This is a genomic window from Shewanella sp. SW32 (assembly GCF_025653365.1).
Lineage (GTDB): Bacteria > Pseudomonadota > Gammaproteobacteria > Enterobacterales > Shewanellaceae > Shewanella > Shewanella oncorhynchi.
Genome location: NZ_JAKKSJ010000026.1, coordinates 16,624 through 35,204, shown reverse-complemented (window position 1 = coordinate 35,204; position 18,581 = coordinate 16,624). Strand labels below are relative to the sequence as shown.

Annotated in this window: 18 protein-coding genes; 10 read left to right on the top strand and 8 right to left on the bottom strand. The window is 46.6% G+C overall.

The window, feature by feature from the left end:
• Nucleotides 1-8: 8 nt before the first annotated feature.
• The 3 genes from L5M28_RS15905 (at nt 9) to L5M28_RS15895 (ending at nt 2,046) form a co-directional block, all read left to right on the top strand.
• The gene (locus L5M28_RS15905; protein WP_263203865.1) at nt 9-458 is read left to right on the top strand and encodes a phage tail protein; all 450 of its coding nucleotides are present in this window, start codon (nt 9-11) and stop codon (nt 456-458) included.
• Entirely contained in the window at nt 455-1,582 is a 1,128-nt protein-coding gene (locus tag L5M28_RS15900; RefSeq protein ID WP_263203863.1) for a phage late control D family protein, read from the top strand. The genes L5M28_RS15905 and L5M28_RS15900 overlap by 4 nt, the downstream gene beginning before the upstream one ends.
• A gap of 197 nt (nt 1,583-1,779) precedes the next feature.
• Nucleotides 1,780-2,046, top strand: coding sequence for an ogr/Delta-like zinc finger family protein (locus tag L5M28_RS15895; protein ID WP_263203861.1), 267 nt, complete (start codon nt 1,780-1,782; stop codon nt 2,044-2,046).
• A gap of 172 nt (nt 2,047-2,218) precedes the next feature.
• On the opposite strand, the gene L5M28_RS15890 is transcribed toward L5M28_RS15895, so the two are convergent.
• The 3 genes from L5M28_RS15890 to L5M28_RS15880 form a co-directional block, all read right to left on the bottom strand.
• Complete coding sequence (locus tag L5M28_RS15890; RefSeq protein ID WP_006083793.1) at nt 2,219-2,692, bottom strand: DUF494 family protein; 474 nt, start codon at nt 2,690-2,692, stop codon at nt 2,219-2,221.
• A gap of 2 nt (nt 2,693-2,694) precedes the next feature.
• A complete protein-coding gene (gene dprA, locus L5M28_RS15885; protein WP_263203859.1) occupies nt 2,695-3,711 on the bottom strand; it encodes a DNA-processing protein DprA in 1,017 nt (338 codons plus the stop codon).
• A gap of 83 nt (nt 3,712-3,794) precedes the next feature.
• On the bottom strand, nt 3,795-4,925 hold the full coding sequence (locus tag L5M28_RS15880) for a LysM peptidoglycan-binding domain-containing protein (RefSeq protein WP_263203857.1): 1,131 nt from the start codon (nt 4,923-4,925) through the stop codon (nt 3,795-3,797).
• 125 nt (nt 4,926-5,050) lie between these two features.
• Between L5M28_RS15880 and def the strand changes: the two genes are divergently transcribed.
• Genes def through L5M28_RS15855 form a run of 5 tightly spaced genes read left to right on the top strand, consistent with a single transcriptional unit; the run spans nt 5,051 to nt 10,705 of the window.
• Nucleotides 5,051-5,563: a peptide deformylase gene (def, locus tag L5M28_RS15875; RefSeq protein ID WP_206766142.1), complete on the top strand. Its 513-nt coding sequence runs from the start codon at nt 5,051-5,053 to the stop codon at nt 5,561-5,563.
• A gap of 8 nt (nt 5,564-5,571) precedes the next feature.
• Nucleotides 5,572-6,528, top strand: a complete 957-nt coding sequence (gene fmt / locus L5M28_RS15870; protein WP_131524501.1) for a methionyl-tRNA formyltransferase — start codon at nt 5,572-5,574, stop codon at nt 6,526-6,528.
• 2 nt (nt 6,529-6,530) lie between these two features.
• Nucleotides 6,531-7,817 (top strand): 16S rRNA (cytosine(967)-C(5))-methyltransferase RsmB, encoded by a 1,287-nt coding sequence (gene rsmB, locus L5M28_RS15865; RefSeq protein WP_263203855.1) that lies wholly within the window; start codon nt 6,531-6,533, stop codon nt 7,815-7,817.
• Nucleotides 7,818-7,832: 15 nt separating this feature from the next.
• The gene (gene trkA / locus L5M28_RS15860; protein WP_105250826.1) at nt 7,833-9,242 is read left to right on the top strand and encodes a Trk system potassium transporter TrkA; all 1,410 of its coding nucleotides are present in this window, start codon (nt 7,833-7,835) and stop codon (nt 9,240-9,242) included.
• A 20-nt stretch (nt 9,243-9,262) separates the two neighbouring features.
• Nucleotides 9,263-10,705: a TrkH family potassium uptake protein gene (locus L5M28_RS15855; RefSeq protein ID WP_263203854.1), complete on the top strand. Its 1,443-nt coding sequence runs from the start codon at nt 9,263-9,265 to the stop codon at nt 10,703-10,705.
• 70 nt (nt 10,706-10,775) lie between these two features.
• Here L5M28_RS15855 and hemG (L5M28_RS15850) read toward each other — a convergent pair whose 3' ends face one another.
• Nucleotides 10,776-11,327 carry a menaquinone-dependent protoporphyrinogen IX dehydrogenase gene (gene hemG / locus L5M28_RS15850; protein ID WP_263180057.1) on the bottom strand — a complete coding sequence of 184 codons (552 nt, stop codon included), beginning with the start codon at nt 11,325-11,327 and terminating at the stop codon, nt 10,776-10,778.
• Nucleotides 11,328-11,526: 199 nt separating this feature from the next.
• On the opposite strand from hemG (L5M28_RS15850), the gene L5M28_RS15845 reads away from it, so the two are divergent.
• Nucleotides 11,527-11,841 (top strand): ArsR/SmtB family transcription factor, encoded by a 315-nt coding sequence (locus L5M28_RS15845; RefSeq protein WP_263203853.1) that lies wholly within the window; start codon nt 11,527-11,529, stop codon nt 11,839-11,841.
• A 63-nt stretch (nt 11,842-11,904) separates the two neighbouring features.
• Here L5M28_RS15845 and hemG (L5M28_RS15840) read toward each other — a convergent pair whose 3' ends face one another.
• The 4 genes from hemG (L5M28_RS15840) to pepQ form a co-directional block, all read right to left on the bottom strand.
• A complete protein-coding gene (gene hemG / locus L5M28_RS15840; RefSeq protein ID WP_263203851.1) occupies nt 11,905-12,429 on the bottom strand; it encodes a menaquinone-dependent protoporphyrinogen IX dehydrogenase in 525 nt (174 codons plus the stop codon).
• 2 nt (nt 12,430-12,431) lie between these two features.
• On the bottom strand, nt 12,432-13,889 hold the full coding sequence (locus L5M28_RS15835; protein ID WP_105250821.1) for a TrkH family potassium uptake protein: 1,458 nt from the start codon (nt 13,887-13,889) through the stop codon (nt 12,432-12,434).
• Between the two features lie 77 nt (nt 13,890-13,966).
• Nucleotides 13,967-14,581, bottom strand: a complete 615-nt coding sequence (locus L5M28_RS15830; protein WP_168827579.1) for a YigZ family protein — start codon at nt 14,579-14,581, stop codon at nt 13,967-13,969.
• Nucleotides 14,582-14,608: 27 nt separating this feature from the next.
• Complete coding sequence (gene pepQ / locus L5M28_RS15825; protein ID WP_263203849.1) at nt 14,609-15,931, bottom strand: Xaa-Pro dipeptidase; 1,323 nt, start codon at nt 15,929-15,931, stop codon at nt 14,609-14,611.
• A 490-nt stretch (nt 15,932-16,421) separates the two neighbouring features.
• On the opposite strand from pepQ, the gene fadB reads away from it, so the two are divergent.
• On the top strand, nt 16,422-18,572 hold the full coding sequence (gene fadB, locus L5M28_RS15820; RefSeq protein ID WP_263203847.1) for a fatty acid oxidation complex subunit alpha FadB: 2,151 nt from the start codon (nt 16,422-16,424) through the stop codon (nt 18,570-18,572).
• Nucleotides 18,573-18,581: the final 9 nt, after the last annotated feature.

Sequence of the window (18,581 nt, the reverse complement as noted above, 5' to 3'; positions counted from 1 at the left end):
CAAATATTATGATGATGACACTCGGTTTTTTTTTATTTAGCAGGCTAACTGTGCCATACCAATCATCGCAGCATGACATGGTATGGCGTCACCCAACCAACAGCCGCGTGGGGGCGCGGCCATCGGCGCAGTTCTTAGGGGTTGGTGATGAAACGCTAACGCTATCTGGTGTGCTAATGCCCGAAATAACGGGTGGAGAGCTAAGCCTTGAGGCGCTGCGTAAAATGGCCGACACAGGTAAAGCCTATCCACTTATCGAAGGGCGCGGCACTGTGACAGGTTTTTTCGTGATCGAGAAAATCAGCAAAGGCCGCAGCGAGTTTTTTAGTGACGGCGCAGCGAGGAAGATTGAATTTACGATTGAGCTAAAACGGGTGGATGAAAAAAACACTAGCCTCATCGCTAACGAGAACCTCATCGGCATGGGTATCAGCAAGTTGATAAGGAAATTTTTGTGAACCTACTCGCGCAGTTTAACCCGCTGGCATCGAGCGACCAGCCCACGCCAGACTATCAAATATTGGTCAATGGCAAAGACATCAGCCCCAAAATGAAAACGCGGCTTATGTCGCTGCGCCTGACTGATAATCGCGGTTTTGAGGCCGACACCGTCGAAGTGCAACTTGATGATGCAGATGGTGAGCTGGCCATGCCACCTAAAGGCGCAACCATGCAAGTGCGTATTGGTTGGAAGGGTAGCGCACTGGTTGATAAAGGCACGTATACCATTGACGAACTTGAGCACAGCGGCCCGCCAGACGCCATAACCATCCGAGGCAAATCCGCCGATATGCGTGGCACCTTGCAACAAAGCCGTGAGCAAAGTTTTCATAAACAAAGCGTGAGCAGCATTATCGATGTCATCGCAGCGCGGCATCAGCTCAAGGCTAAAATCAGCGATAACTTGAAAATGGAGTTTATCGATCACATAGACCAAGCCAACGAGTCCGATGCTAATTTTCTAAGCCGCCTTGCCGAACAGTTTGATGCCATCGCGACGGTAAAAAATGGCAACCTGTTATTTTTACAGGCGGGTTTAGCCCACAACGCCAGCGGCATCGCGCTCGACCGTGTAGACATTACCCGCCAGTCAGGCGACAGCCATCACTTTGGCGTAGCCGATCGCGATGCTTACTCAGGCGTTGTGGCCTATTGGCAAAACGATAAAGCCGCCAAGCGACAAACCGTTAAAGCTAAAAAGCCAACTGAAGCGAAACCGAGTGATGTAAAGGTGATTGTTGGCGAAAAGGAGATCATGGTTGGCAGTAACGACAACGTTAAAACCTTGCGACACACCTATGCCAACAAGCAGAACGCTGAGCGCGCAGCGCGTGCCATGTGGGACAAACTGCAACGCGGCGTGGCTACCTTCACCATCACCTTAGCCATGGGGCGACCGGAGCTATTCCCTGAGCTGCCAGTTAACGTCAGTGGTTTTAAACCGCAAATAGATAACAGTGACTGGCTACTCACCCGCGTTGAGCACAACATCACCGACACGGGTTACACCACAGGGATAGAGCTAGAAGTTAAAAACAGCGAAGTGGCCGAGGTGGCCGGTGGCGAAGATGGGGAAGATTAACCGCCAAATGTATCAAGCACAGACGCCAATAACTATGTTGGCCACAGCGGAAGGTCAAAATTTTGCAAAGACACACAATATGTTGTGTATATAACCCTATAGCCACCCTTTAGAATGGTTGTACGCAGTAACAATAAGGAGTTAACCATGACCTCGCACAAACCATATAAAACCAACACCCATAAAGAGGCTGTGTAATGGGTTGCGGTGCAGGCATGACCTGCCCACATTGCGACAGCCGCGCGCTACAGCGCCGAACTCGCGCTATCACGCCACTCACCCGTGAGAAAACCTACCGCTGTAATAACGACGAATGTGGTCACATATTCGTTAGTATTGAAGAAATCCAGCGCACCGTAGTACCGCCACGCATTCGCCGTGAAGGGATAAACCTGCAAATGAGCAGAATATCCAAACCACAACTAGAGCCAAGCCGAACAGAAGCTAGCCCAGCTCAGCGATAACCAGCAGCGCCAAAACAAAAGCCCACATCAAAGTGGGCTTTTTGTTGTCAAAAACAACACTGCGGACAATATGTGGCAAAGCTTCTTTAAAAGACCATAAAAAACATAATCTTAAAGCATCAAAAAAGGAGGTCTTAGCCTCCTTTCTCTCATAATTCATCTTTCACAACAATTAAGAATGCAGTCGGCCTTCGGGCTGTTCGAAGATTAAATCTTCCATTTGCTCATAAGCGGACTCATGGCCAGGAGCATTAAACAGTACCATTAAGATAACCCATTTGAGATCTTCTAAAATCAGGGTTGGTTCATCCAACTCCATGACTCTATCGATCACCATTTCACGGGTTTCGACATTCAGCACTTTAACTTGCTCTAAAAACAGCAAGAAACCGCGGGATTCCACATCCAGCTTGTCCATTTCGTCCTTTGTATAGATACGAAACGAATGCTGATCGTGATTACAAAGATAGGGTTTATCCCCTTCTTGTAATTCAGCTAAGCGCTCCAACCAAGTTAACGCTTTTAAAATCTCGGATTGATGAAATCCGGCACGAGTGAGTTCCTTGGTTAACTCGTCTTCATCAACTAGTAGTTCAACTTCACTGTGAACATAGTTTTCAAATAGATACATGAGGATATCAAACATGGCTAGCTCCTCTTTACTCTGACGTAACCACCGGGTACTGCTATTACCCAACCTTGCAACTCAAGTTCAAGCATTTGTTCTAACACCAGATCTATCGTTTTTCCACTATGTTCAACGACTGCATCAATTGATGTAGTTTCATAACCTACACTAGCTAACAGAGACGAAAATGGCAAATTACAAATCTCGCCTTGCTGTATATGGTGGCATAACTTCAATTCTTCAAGGTGGAAAGCGGTTAAACTTGCCAACTCTTCCACTATATCGGCAGCGGTTTCCACAAGCTTTGCTCCATCACGTAATAAATCATGACAGCCTTGATGGTAACCACCTAAGATTGAGCCCGGAACGGCAAACACCTCACGCCCTTGTTCCATCGCCAACCTAGCAGTGATTAAAGAGCCGCTTTTGCGACAAGCTTCAACCACAAGTGTCCCTAAAGATAGACCGCTAATAATGCGATTTCGTTTCGGAAAATTACCCGCAAAGGGACCAGTATCAGGCCAAAACTCGCTAAGTATACAGCCTTGCTGCTGAATATCATGATAAAGCTGCCGATGTTTTCGTGGATAAATGATCTCTATGCCCGTTCCTAGTACGGCAATAGTATGCCCTTGATGGTCAACACAGGCTTTATGGGCCGCCCCATCAATCCCCATCGCCATGCCACTACAGATACCAAATCCCATTGAGGACATCTCAGCAGCCAGTTGGTAAGCGACCTGCAATCCGCCAGGAGAAGCATTACGACTGCCAACAATCGCAAGATAAGGAAGGGCTAACGCCTCTAAGCAACCTTTAACGAACAGGACGGCGGGCGGATCTGAGAGTTGTTTTAATAATGGTGGATAAAGCGGATCAGAGAAACAAAGCAGATGATGATCGGCGGCTTGCTGTTGCCATTCGAGGGCGACATCCACTTTTTGATAATCAATAACAAGGCTATGGAGCAGATGATCAGATAAAGGTAGCGCTTGTCTCTCATGCTCTAACCTTTGTCTGAGGTCGTCCACTTCCATGTGCGTTAATAATTGTTGGATCCGAGCGGGTCCTAGCCCAGATACAGCACAAACAACTAACCAATCGACCAAATTTTCAGAGATTATAGACCTCTTAAGGCTAAAGATTCTGGGGCGATTAACTTATCGTCGACACGAACAGGCCGCTCGGTGGAGACAATCAAACCTAAGCTCGCCTTATCAAACACTTTAAACACTAACAACTTACCATGATAAACATCCGGCATCTTAACTGCACGATCCGAAGAGACTGACGCCATTAGGTTATCATAGGCAGTACGTTCAATTGCAGGAACCGGTATACCGTCATTGTTGATAACAATAACCTCACCATCACGGTAAATAGAAAACACCACCCCAGGCTCGACGCCATCCTGAGTGCCTTTATCTAAGTACACGACATTCAACTTACCCGCTTCACGCAAATTTGATTCTGTTGCTAACACTAAAGCCGGTATCTTTAATTCCGCAGGTTTAGGAGTAAAGTAAGCTGACATCAAGGAATCACTTTCCATCGGCAATACTCTGAAGCCCGCTTTGGTTTCGCGAAAGCTCGTTAGCAACTTAATTTTTGAAACCTTACCAGACTCAATCACTTGGCCAGTAGACGACAAAATGGCTTCTTGTCCTAACGCTTCGCCTGACTCTTTATTGAAAAACTCGCGACCGCGTTCGTAAATACCATATTTTTGGTTTATTGGCAGTTCAGCATCAATATAAATCACATCACCCACAATATGGTGACGCGATGGACTTTCACCTGCCAACACCATAGGTTGCTCAGTAAGCCAGTGAGTCTCGACGACCCGATTCTGCACTAAATATTGTTCAATCAAGGCTAAATCAACGGCTGGAATAGCATTACTCTTAGCAATGACACGTCCCTCGGGACTCTTTCTTACATGGGGTTTAGCACTATCGATAGTAGCACCATTACGCACAAGGCGGGGCTGACCATCAATAAATACCAGAGTGAGTTGATCGCCAGGGTAAATAAGGTGGGGATTAGCAATTTGTGGGTTTACATCCCAAAGACTCGGCCATTTCCATGGGTCATTCAGAAACGCGGCGGAGATATCCCAAAGAGTATCGCCCTTTTTCACTACATATGACTCAGGATGCCCCGCCTTAAGCGTCAGGGTATCTGCGGCAACAAACGTGCAATTGAATGTCATTAACGCGAGTAAAATTAACCGTTTCATGGGTATTTCCATGTTGTTTAACTCTTAGTTTGAGCTTTTACTGTTATTGGTAGGCACTAAAGATTAAAATTAACTCATTAGCATCAGTCAGTATAACTAACTGGCAGAGATTTGACAGACTTGTTAAGAGTTTATGTATGACACTATTAAAAGTATTACAATTCCCTGACGAAAGATTACGAACACAAGCCACACCCATCACAGAGTTTAATGCCGAGCTGCAGACTCAAATTGATGATATGTTCGAAACCATGTACCAAGAAAAAGGTATCGGTCTGGCCGCGACCCAAGTTGATTACCATAAACAACTTATTGTCATGGACTTACAGGATGAAGTCGAACGACCCAAAGTGTTTATCAACCCCGAAATTATCGCCAGCAGCGGTGACTTCTGCAATGAAGAAGGTTGCCTGTCGGTTCCGGGGATTTACGCCAAAGTCGATCGCGCCGAATTTGTCACGGTAAAAGCCTTAGACAGGCACGGTAACGAATTTATAGTTGAAGCCGATGAGTTATTTGCCATTTGTATTCAACACGAAATGGATCACCTCAAAGGCAAATTGTTTGTCGATTATTTGTCGCCGCTAAAACGTCAGCGGATCAAACAAAAACTTGAAAAAGCGGCCCGATTGGACGCCAAAGAAGCATAGGATCAGATTTGAAACCACTCAACATCATCTTTGCCGGAACACCGGATTTTGCCGCTCGCCACTTACAAGCACTGTTGAACTCACACCACAATGTGATTGGCGTTTACACTCAGCCCGATAGACCCGCTGGCCGCGGCAAGAAACTGACCGCCAGCCCAGTAAAAGAACTCGCTATCGCTAATAGTATTCCAGTGTTTCAACCCGGCTCATTACGTAAAGAACCCGCGCAACAAGAACTTGCCGCACTCAACGCCGATATCATGGTGGTCGTAGCCTACGGTCTGATCTTGCCAAAAGTCGTATTAGATACACCGCGTTTAGGTTGTATTAACGTTCATGGTTCTATTTTGCCACGCTGGCGTGGTGCCGCACCGATCCAACGCGCACTTTGGGCCGGCGACAAAGAAACTGGCGTAACCGTTATGCAGATGGATGTGGGTTTAGATACTGGTGACATGCTGCTTAAAACCTATCTGCCGATCGAAGATAATGACACGTCAGCCAGCCTTTACGAGAAACTGGCAGAACAAGGTCCCGTTGCCCTATTGCAAGCACTCGAAGGTTTGGCAAATGGCACTTTAGCCGCTGAAAAACAAGATGAAGCCTTAGCGAACTACGCAGAAAAACTCAGCAAAGAAGAAGCTAGACTCGACTGGAATAAATCCGCTAAACAGTTATGGCAAGAAGTCCGCGCCTTTAATCCTTGGCCTGTGAGTTACTTTGAGCACCAAGGTAACACTATTAAAGTGTGGCAAACCCAAGTCAGCGAAACCACCAGCACAGCCGCTCCAGGTACTATTATCAGCGCCAGCAAAAAAGGCATAGACGTCGCCACCGCTGATGGTGTGTTAACCCTGCTGAGTATGCAGCTTCCGGGGAAAAAGCCACTCAATGTTGCCGATATTCTCAATGCTCGAGGTGAATGGTTTAGCCCGAATACTCGCCTCGCAAACGAGGCACAATAATCATGAACTTGCGCGCGCTAGCTGCGAAAGCCATCTTCGAAGTATTAGAAAAAGGCGTGTCGCTGTCAGTGGCATTGCCTGATCAACAAAAGCATCTTGCCAGCGGCAAAGATAAAGCCCTACTTGCAGAGATCTGCTACGGCGTGATGCGCACTCTGCCGCAAATAGAAAAACGCATCAGTGAATGCCTAGCGAAACCACTTAAAGGCAAACAAAGGATTATCCACCAGCTCCTGATCGTAGGTTGCTATCAACTTTACTTCACTCGCATTCCAAGCCACGCCGCGATTTCAGAAACCGCCGAAGCCTGTCGCCAGTTAAAATTTGAAGGCATGGTCAAGGTCGTTAATGGTGTACTGCGCAACATTCAGCGCCAGCTATCGCCGCTAAGCACAGAATCAGATACCTTAAGCTATAACACACCCGCTTGGTTAATTAAGCGCTTAAAAGAAGCCTATCCCGAGCAGTGGCAAGACATCATTCAACAAAGCCATGAACGCCCGCCCATGTGGCTGCGTAACAATCGCTTATCCCAGAGCCGTGCCGAATACCTCGCTGCCCTAGCCGAAATCGACATTGAAGCGAGCGAAGGCAGCAGTGCCGATGCCATTCTCCTAGCGCAACCAAAGGATGTCGCCACACTGCCACACTTTCATGAAGGTGCGGCATCAGTACAAGATGGCGCGGCACAATGGGCGGCGGCCTTACTTGCCCCGCAATCGAATGAATTAATACTCGATGCCTGCGCGGCACCCGGTGGCAAAAGTTGTCACTTACTCGAACTTGAGCCGAGTATCAAATTAGTGGCTGTTGATTTTGATGCCAAACGCCTTGAACGTGTGCAACAGAACCTTGACCGCTTATCATTAAAAGCGGAGCTTATACATGGTGATGCGGCCAACATAGACTCATGGTGGCAAGGCGGACAATTTGATCGTATCTTACTGGACGCGCCTTGCTCAGCCACAGGAGTGATCCGCCGCCATCCCGATATTAAATGGTTGCGAAAAAACCATGACATCGAAGAGTTGGCTGAACTACAACAGCAAATTCTCGATCATTGCTGGAAGTGGCTAAAACCCGGTGGCACGCTTCTTTATGCCACTTGTTCGATTTTACCGCAGGAAAACCGCGACCAGATCAGTGCGTTTTTAGATAGAACGGTAGATGCTAAGCTAGACACACTTGCCCAGCAAAATTCGCCACAGGATATAGGTTGGCAAATCACGCCAGGACAAGACAATATGGATGGGTTTTATTATGCCCGTTTATTGAAAGCGACTGATTAGGAAGTAAGCAAGGCCATGAAAATTATCATATTAGGTGCGGGTCAAGTTGGGGGAACCTTGGCCGAAAATTTGGTGGGTGAGAACAATGACATCACCATTGTCGATTATGACAAATCCAGATTACGCGCCCTGCAAGATAAATATGACCTTCGCGTCGTAGCGGGCCATGCCGCTCACCCTGATGTTCTCAGAGAAGCAGGCGCAGAAGATGCCGACATGCTTATCGCTGTAACCAATAGTGATGAATGCAATATGGCTGCCTGCCAGATTGCCTATACCCTTTTTGGTACGCCGACTAAAATTGCCCGTATCCGCTCAGAACCCTATTTGGCGATGCGCGATAAACTCTTTATCGACAGTGAAACCAAAAATAGCGATGGTCGTCCCCGTGGCGGCTTCGTGATCGATGAATTAATCGCCCCTGAACAGCTAGTGACCGCTTACATCCAACGACTCGTAGAATATCCAGGCGCATTGCAAGTGCTTGAATTTGCGGAAGGCCGCTTGAGCCTAGTGGCTGTTCGAGCCTATTACGGCGGCCCACTGGTGGGGAATGCATTAGCGGCACTTCGCGAGCATATGCCCAATATTGATACCCGGGTCGCGGCGATTTTCCGCCAAGGCCGCGCTATTATGCCTCGCGGAACGACCATTATCGAAGCCGATGATGAAGTCTTCTTCGTTGCAGACAGTCGCCACATTCGCGCTGTCATGAGCGAAATGCAAAAACTCGATAACTCCTACCGCAACATTATGATCGCCGGTGGCGGTAACATAGGCCTAGGTTTAGCAAAACGCCTTGAGCGCACCCACTCGGTCAAACTGATTGAGCATAAATTAGAACGTGCAGAAGCATTATCGGAGCAGCTGGAAAATACCACAGTGTTCTGCGGTGATGCCTCAGATCAAGAATTACTGCTCGAAGAACACATAGACCAAACCGACGTATTTATTGCGGTCACCAATGACGACGAAGCCAATATTATGTCCGCCCTGCTAGCAAAACGTATGGGCGCGAAAAAGGTCATGGTGCTTATTCAACGCGAAGCCTATGTGGATATAGTGCAAGAAGCCAACATCGATATTGCAATCTCACCACAACAAGCGACGATTTCGGCACTATTAACTCATATTCGTCAGGGTGATATCTGTAACGTTTACTCTTTACGTCGTGGGGCGGCCGAGGCAATTGAAGCCATCGCCCACGGAGATGCCAGCACTTCTAAAGTCGTTGGCAAAGCCATTGGTGATATTAAGTTGCCACCGGGGACAACGATTGGCGCCATTGTCCGCAATGATGAAGTGCTGATGGCCCACGACAAAACCGTGATAGAGCAAGGAGATCACGTGATCTTGTTCTTAGTGAATAAAAAGTTTGTCGGCGAAGTCGAGAAGCTTTTCCAACCAAGTGCTTTCTTCTTCTAAGAACCTTAGTAAGCCAACTTATGCTGAACTTTAGACCGCTATTGTTTATTTTAGGACTGTTTTTGTCCATGCTGACAGCTTTCATGCTGATCCCACTGCTCCTCGCCGCATACAAAGGTGAGGAAACCGTGGGCTCTTTTATGGTGTCAGCATTAGTCACAGGCATTAGCTCAAGCCTGTGTTTACACAATGGCCAGAGCAAAAGCATTAACCTCAATATCCGCGATATGTTCCTGCTAACCAGCCTAACGTGGTTGATCGTAAGCCTATTCGCGGCCATGCCATTTACCCTTTATCACGGTATTGGTTATACCGACGCCTTCTTTGAAACCATGTCCGGCATCACGACCACAGGTTCTACTGTACTCTCAGGGTTGGATACTATGGATCACAGTATCTTAATCTGGCGCTCTTTATTGCAATGGCTAGGTGGGATTGGTTTTATCGTAATGGCGGTGGCGATTCTGCCCTTCTTAAACGTTGGCGGGATGCGGCTATTCCGCACTGAATCATCCGATTGGAGCGATAAAGCAGTGCCTCGCACCCAAAGCATGGCTAAGTATTTATTCTTTATATATATTTTACTAACGAGTATCTGCTGTGTTGCCTATTATCTGGCGGGAATGACTTGGTTTCAGGCCATCAATCATGCAATGACCACCCTCTCGACTGGTGGCTACTCGACCTCAGATAGCTCAATGGCGGCGTTCTCCAACTCTGCACACTGGGTTGGGATTTTCTTTATGGCAGCAGGTGGCTTGCCACTGCTCATGTTTGTACAAACCATACAGCAAAGGGATCTACGGATTTGGAACGATGCTCAGGTCAAAGGCTTCTTATTTTTCCTCACATTTGTATCTTGTTCTATTGGCTTCTGGCTGTGGCAAACCCGTGACATTGAGCTTCTAGATGCACTGCGTTTATCCAGCTTTAACGTGGTGTCGGTTGTCACCACTACAGGTTATGGCTTAACGGACTACGGTGCTTGGGGTGCCTTTGCCAATATCGCCTTCCTGTTTTTAATGTTTGTCGGTAGTTGCTCTGGCTCCACTTCGGGTGGGATTAAGATCTTCCGTTTTCAAATTGCTGGGGCCATTATGCGCGAGCAATTGAAACAGCAATGTCATCCAAACGGTATCTTTAGGGAACGTTACAACAACCGCATCATCAGTGATGATATCGTGCGCTCTCTGATCACTTTCGTACTGCTGTTTGTGATGGTTATTGTAGGCTTGTCAGTGATTTTAGTGCTCACGGGTCTCGATCCTATGACCAGTTTCACGGGAGCGATTACGGCAGTCACTAACGTTGGCCCTGGTTTAGGCCCGATTATTGGCCCTGTAGGTAACTTCTCAACGCTACCCGATGTCGCTAAATGGGCGTTGTCACTCGGCATGCTCCTCGGTCGTTTAGAAATCTTAACCGTGGCGGTATTGTTCCACCCGAGTTTCTGGAAGTACTAATTCAGTAGAGATTGAATACTAAAAAGCCGCTTAACTTGTTAAGCGCCTTTTTTATTAAGCCTGACCCGTCCTAAATAGCGGTAACGTCGACTAATTCAAGCAGATGATCGGCATAAACTTTCACATCTGCCCAGTCGGTATAATCGATAACTGACTTAGGATCAGTTGGACCTTTAGTCATCTTCATAATCAACTGGATCGCCAATCTGTCGTACCAAGGCCATGAAGGATAATCCACTTTGCCAGCAATAATTTTAAGATCAGCAGGCGTCCATGGCGATAACGCAATGAACTTTTGCAGATATTTATTATTTGCAGGGATACGTTTTTCAGGATTTCTCGCCACAACATTGACGCAGAAAAAACTGTTTGGCAATGCGCCCAGAGCCTGTGCATGCTGCTCAATAAATTGAAACACGCTCTTATCATAGGTGCCATAGAGCACGCAGGCGCCTAAGGCAACGGCATCATAATCAGGCCAATTAATACAAGTCGCGGCAGCACTGTTGATATCGATGAGGTCAACCTTCGCGTCACGAAATCTTAATTGCTCGGCAATTGCACTGGCAATCTTGGCCGTATGGCCACCACGGGTAAAATAAAGTACGAGGACGCGTGTCATAGGCAATTTCCGATCCACTGAGTAATACCACCATTGTGGCAAGGTTACGTTAAATAAACCTCTGATAGGATCACAAATCAGTCGTATCTCATATTCTGAGATGCAAAAATTGAGATCTGCATTGCCGAGCAGTATGATTGCGTAAACACATGTGTTCAATTAGAATTATCTAATCAAAAGCGATAAAGTGAGTGACCTTATGCAAAATGATATAGATGTAGATGTAGATGCAATGGTAACTAATGCGGAAAGTGCGGCTAAATGGCTCAAGGCCATAGCGAACCCTTATCGCCTAATGATTTTATGTCTATTACTAGACAAAGAGTTGAGCGTAACCGAGCTCAACGCCACAGTGCCATTAAGCCAGTCGGCCCTATCCCAGCATTTAGCCGTATTACGCGCAGAAGATCTCGTGGATACCCGTAAGAGCTCGCAGATTGTTTACTATAAACTCAAGAACGAGCAAGTCACCCAAGTGATTTCGATTCTGCATAGCCGCTACTGCGCAGCCTAACACTGCAAAATTAGCCTAAATTTAAGCCCTAACCTCTTGCAAGTGATTAGGGCTTAATGGTTTTTAATGTTGGCTAAAACGGTGACCGAAGGCATCGACTTTTGCCCAATCGGTAAACTCAAAAGTGCCAGTGATATCCGTTGGCCCTTTAGTCAACCACATGATAAAACGTATCATGGTCCGGTCGAAGAAAGCGTATTTAGGGTAATCAATCTTGCCCGCAAACACTTCTAACAGCTGGGGTTGCCACAGTGAAAGCTTGAGAAACTTTTGCATATAAGGATTGGTTTCAGGCGTATTTTTTAAGGGTTTGCGTGCCACTACGTTAACGGTAAAAAAACCATTAATCTTAGTATCTAGCACTGCATGGTGGCGATTCACATACTGATAAAGCTCTGGTCTATGCTTACCATAACGAATACTGGCACCAATCAGCACTTTATCAAAATCCACTAAGCTCAACGCTTCCGCCTGCTCTAATGTGACGAGCGAAACCTGCTCTCCCGCCTGTTCAGCAATCGTCTTCATTTTTTGGCAAATTGCCAATGTTTGGCCATCTATCGTCGAATAGATTATTAACGTCTGCATGATTAATTCTTCCAAAAAGTTGGCGTAAACAAAATCAGTAAGGTAAATACTTCGAGGCGACCAAACAGCATAGCCACGACCAATACCCACTTGGCTCCATCACCAATACTGGCATAATTGCTCGCTACCTCACCTAAACCTGGGCCTAAGTTGTTTAAGCATGCCGCCGTGGCACTAAAAGCCGTAATATCATCTAATCCCATCGCCATGAGTGCAAGCATACAAATCACAAACACCAGCGCATAGGCAGAAAAGAATCCCCAAACAGCATCAACCACGCGGTCGGGTAAGGCTTTAGAGCCAATCCTAATCGAAAACATTGCCTTAGGGTGAACGAGTCGTTTCAATTCACGGGAACCCTGTAACAGCAGTAAAATTACTCGAATGACCTTAATCCCACCCGCAGTTGAGCCACCACAGCCACCGATAAAACTCGAAAACATTAATAGTATGGGTAAAAATAATGGCCACAGATGGAAGCTATCAGTGCCAAATCCAGCCGTAGTGGCAACTGAGACAGCCTGAAATAAAGCATGATCTAAGGTTTCTTCTGGCGAATCATAAATACCAGAACGATAAAGCGTGAAGAAACAAATCGCTGTGAGAATAAGTTGAATCGCCACCAGCATCTTAAATTCAGCATCTTTAAAATAGACTCTAACGTTAATCCCACGTCGTGAGAATGCCGCAAAATGCACGCTAAAGTTAACCGCAGAAACAATTAAAAAGAACACACAAATAAGATTAATAGTAGGACTATCGAAATAGCCCATACTGGCATCATGGGTCGAAAAACCTCCGATGGCTATGGTCGAAAATGAATGACAAATGGCGTCAAAAATACTCATGCCCGCCCACCAATAAGCCGTCGCGCAGGAAATCGTTAGCAGTAAATAGATATACCACAGTGCTTTAGCGGTTTCGGCTATCCGCGGGGTCATCTTACTGTCTTTCACTGGCCCCGGAATTTCTGCGCGATAAAGCTGCATTCCTCCCACACCGAGCACAGGTAAAATAGCCACTGCGAGCACAATAATCCCCATGCCGCCAAGCCATTGCAGCATATGGCGGTAAAACAAAATGGCCTTAGGTAGGAAATCGAGCCCGACAATGACAGTGGCTCCGGTGGTGGTTAACGCAGAAAAAGATTCAAAGAAGCTGTCTGTCCAGCTTAAGTCTGGCTGACTCGAAAAAATAAACGGCAAGGCACCAATAGAACCCAGTACAGTCCAGAACAGCACGACAATCAGGAAGCCCTCTCGAGTACGCAATTCTTCTTTGCAGTGGCGGTTCGGATACCAGAGCCAAAAACCAATAAATAGGCTAACAAAAAATGCCTGCATAAACGCCGTGCCGCCGCCATCGTTATACCAAACAGCGATCAGTGCTGGTGGCAGCATAGTGATTGAAAATAAACCAATCAGCAGGCCTATGATTCTAATTATGGTTTTATATTGCATTACGCGAGTTCAATTATTCCATTGGCTGTAAAGGTATTTTCAGCATTTGGGCTATTTTGGCATAATTTACGCAGGCATCACAGCTCAAACTCGGGCCTCAAACTTCCTTGACTCAGTGTCGCCAGTGACTCACAAAGCCATGCCTGTTGCTCTCGCCCTATCTCAAACACAATATCGACCGCTGCGGCAAATTGCTTATCGATGATCACGGCATCCACTTGCTGTAATAGATGCTCGACATCGCGCAGCTGCGCATAATCACAATGCAACTTGGCGGGATACCGTAACTGTTTGAGTTGCGTCGGTAATTGAATCAAGCCTTGCCTTAAGCCCGACGTATAAGCCCGAACGAGTCCACCTACGCCTAGCTTAGTACCGCCATAATAACGCACGACAACGGCGCCAACTTCGCCAATATGTGCCCCTTGCAACACAGCTAACATAGGGCGACCTGCACTACCCGCGGGCTCACCGTCATCACTCGAACCAATTAAGACGCTATCATCCGGTGCGCCAGCAACAAAAGCTGAGCAATAGTGACTTGCACCGGGATAGTCACGCTTTATGTCAGTAAGTACTAACTTTAATTTATCGACACTATCGCAATGAAAGAGAAAAGAGATAAAGCGACTATGCTTTATCTCTTCTTCAATGACGATTTCATCACAGGGAACGTTATAACTTTCGAGCACGAATTCGCCCTAATCTATTTTCAAACATCAATCGGCTAAGCCGAGCTCACGGGTCATGTTCTCGTTTCTATCTTGATGCACTATGACGTTATCTTCGATACGAATACCGCCAAAAGGCCTTAACTCATCAACGGTTTGCCAGTTGATCTGCTGGCCACGACTATCTTGTTTAAGCTCATTGAGCAAAGTATCTATGATGTATAGCCCAGGTTCCATAGTCAGCACTTGGTTTGGCGCTAAAATGCGGGTGCAACGTAGGAATGGATGGGCCTCGGGGGCCGCGATATGTGTACCGCGCTCATCGTGGGAGAAGCCACCCACATCATGCACTTGTAAACCTAACATGTGGCCTAAACCATGGGGGAAGAAAGCACTGGTTATGCCTTGATCAACCAAACCTTGGGCATCCCCCATGGCTAAATCAAAATCCAATAGCATTTGCGCGACTTTAGCGTGAGTCGCTAAGTGTAAATCAGGATAACGCACGCCGGGACGCATCATGTCGATAAGCTCAAGCTGCGTCTTATTCATCGCAGCGATCAACTCATCGAAACGATTCTTCTCGAATGCATAGGTTCTAGTGATATCAGACGCATAACCAAAGTAGCTCGCCCCCGCATCGATAAGAAAAGACAAAAGTTTCGCAGGGCTTTGATGCTCGAGCCCGGTGTAATGCAAAATCGCCGCATTTTGATTAAGAGCGATAATATTGCCGTAGGGCACTTCATTTTCGCTCTGGCCCACGGCAGATAAATAATGCTGTTGGATCTCGAACTCACTCGCACCGTTATAAAACGCATTTTTAGCCGCCAAATGTCCCTGCACCGCAATTTGGTTGGCGCGGCGCATACATTCCAGCTCATATTCAGTTTTAGTGGTTCTGTGGTAATGCAAATAGCTCATCACAGCATCGGGATTGCGACTGGTAAAACCCAGCACTTCGGCTACATCTAAATGCTCACCCAAATAAGCCCAATTAACTGTGTCTTTAGGTAACAGCTCAGCGACCTTATCGGCCTTAGTTAACAGCTTAATATCAAAATGCTCGGTCCAGAACATATCCGGCACATCGGATACTTTGTGCCAAAAATCCACAGGACGATAAAAAATCAGCTGCGGCTTATCGCGACCATTGACGACTAACCAGCAATTCGGATTATCCAACACAGGCAACCATGCCTTGAAGTGCGGGTTTGCTTTAAAGGGATAATTGATATCATCCAAAAACATCCGATGCGGCTGACCCGAATGGATCACTAAACCAGACAAGGCTTCTCGAGACAAAATCTCTGCGACTCGGCGGTTTAACTCGGCAATATGGGCACGATAGTGATGAGCCAACTGATCCATTTGTCATCTCCTGCAATGAATAAAAGTTAATATTATGAGCCAAATTTGCCCACATAATCTTAATCTGATCATGAACAACAGATTCAATCAAAACGTTAAACTGTCACTCAATCTAAAATACATGGCTGCTAAATAAAGAACATTAAAGCGATAACATCATGATTATTTTTAATAATTCTATTCAACCCTAGCATGGCTACAGCGTTTAAACGTCTAAGGAAAACAGCCACAAAGACCTATTTATCTGCAAAGTGATTTAACGCATTCTAGGTGTTCTACACTCTGTGCAGTGTATCACAAAGGTGAAAAATCACTCTAGCCGACAAGAAATTAAACAGTCGTTTAAATTGGGTGTTGTAATTTATCGAATTTCGAAGCACACTGGCACACAACTGGTCAAATGATGGCCGAAGCTGCTGTGAGATAGAGAGTCGTACTAGCACCAACACATAATGGTGGGTATCACTTTTAAGCCAAAAGGAAGCAAGCAATGATCTACCAAAGTCCTACAATTCAAGTTGAGTTACTCGAGGATAATATTGCCAAGCTGTGCTTTAACGCACCCGGTTCGGTGAACAAATTCGACAGAGAAACCCTCGCTTCGCTCGATGCCGCATTAGACAGCATCAAGCAAAATTCCAATATCAAAGCGTTAGTGCTGACCTCCAGTAAAGATACCTTTATTGTGGGTGCCGACATTACCGAATTTTTAGGCCTATTTGCACAAGATGACGCCGTACTGCTCTCTTGGGTTGAACAAGCCAACGCTGTATTCAACAAACTCGAAGACTTACCTTTCCCAACCGCATCTGCAATCAAAGGCTTTGCCTTAGGTGGCGGCTGTGAAACCATTCTGGCAACGGATTTTCGTATCGCAGATACCACAGCCAAAATCGGTTTACCTGAAACTAAACTCGGCATCATCCCAGGCTTTGGCGGCACAGTTCGTCTGCCACGTGTGATTGGTGCAGATAACGCACTTGAATGGATCACCACAGGTAACGACCAACGCGCTGAAGATGCACTGAAAGTCGGTGCTGTGGATGCTGTGGTTGCGCCAGAAGCATTAGAAGCGGCTGCGATTCAAATGCTCAAAGATGCTGTTGCTGAAAAGTTGGATTGGCAAGCGCGTCGTAACCGCAAGCTGTCTGCACTAACACTGCCAAAACTTGAAGCTATGATGTCATTCACCACAGCCAAAGGCATGGTGTTTGCGGTTGCGGGTAAACACTACCCTGCACCAATGGCCGCAGTAAGCGTAATTGAGCAAGCATCAACTAAAGGCCGCACCGAAGCACTGCAAATCGAGCATCAAGCCTTTATCAAACTGGCTAAAACTGACGTTGCTAAAGCGCTTATCGGTATCTTCCTTAATGATCAATTCGTTAAAGGCAAAGCGAAAAAAGCGGGTAAATTAGCCAAAGAAGTGAAAAACGCTGCTGTATTAGGTGCTGGCATTATGGGCGGCGGTATCGCCTACCAAAGCGCTAGCAAAGGCACACCGATTGTCATGAAAGACATTGCCCAGCCAGCATTAGATTTAGGCCTCAATGAAGCCGCCAAACTGCTGTCTGCCCAAGTTGCTCGTGGTCGTTCAACGCCAGAAAAAATGGCCAAAGTGCTGAACAACATCACGCCTTCATTAGATTATGCTGCGCTCAAACACAGTGATGTCGTCGTTGAAGCCGTTGTTGAACATCCAAAAATTAAAGCACAGGTTTTAGCCGAAGTTGAAGGTTATGTGAGTGAAGATGCGATTATCGCGTCAAACACCTCAACGATTTCAATCAACTTGCTCGCTAAGAGCATGAAGAAACCTGAGCGTTTCTGCGGTATGCATTTCTTCAACCCAGTGCACAAAATGCCGTTGGTCGAAGTTATCCGTGGTGAGCACAGCTCTGAAGAAACCATCGCCTCTGTTGTGGCTTACGCCAGCAAAATGGGCAAAACCCCAATCGTGGTAAACGATTGCCCAGGCTTCTTCGTTAACCGCGTACTCTTCCCTTACTTTGCAGGCTTTAACGGCTTACTTGCCGAAGGTGGCGACTTTGCTGCAATCGACAAAGTAATGGAAAAACAATTCGGTTGGCCAATGGGCCCTGCTTACCTGCTCGACGTAGTGGGTTTAGACACAGGTCATCACGCCCAAGCCGTTATGGCTGAAGGTTTCCCTGATCGAATGGGTAAATCAGGCACTGATGCGATTGATGTGATGTTTGAGAACAAACGTCTTGGCCAGAAAAATGGCAAAGGTTTCTATGTCTATTCAGTCGATAGCCGTGGTAAACCGAAGAAAGATGTCGATCCTACGAGCTACAGCCTATTGAAAGCTGCTTTTGGCGAATTAAAAGTCTTTGAAGCCGATGACATTATTGCCCGTACTATGATCCCTATGATCATCGAAACCGTGCGCTGTTTAGAAGAAGGTATTGTCGCATCACCAGCCGAAGCGGATATGGGCCTAGTTTATGGCTTAGGTTTCCCGCCGTTCAGAGGCGGCGTGTTCCGTTATTTGGATACCATGGGTGTCGCAAACTTTGTAGCCTTAGCAGACAAATATGCTCACTTGGGCGGTCTGTATCAAGTCACAGATGCAATGCGTACATTAGCAGCCAATAACGGTAGCTACTACCAAGCCTAATTAGCGGGA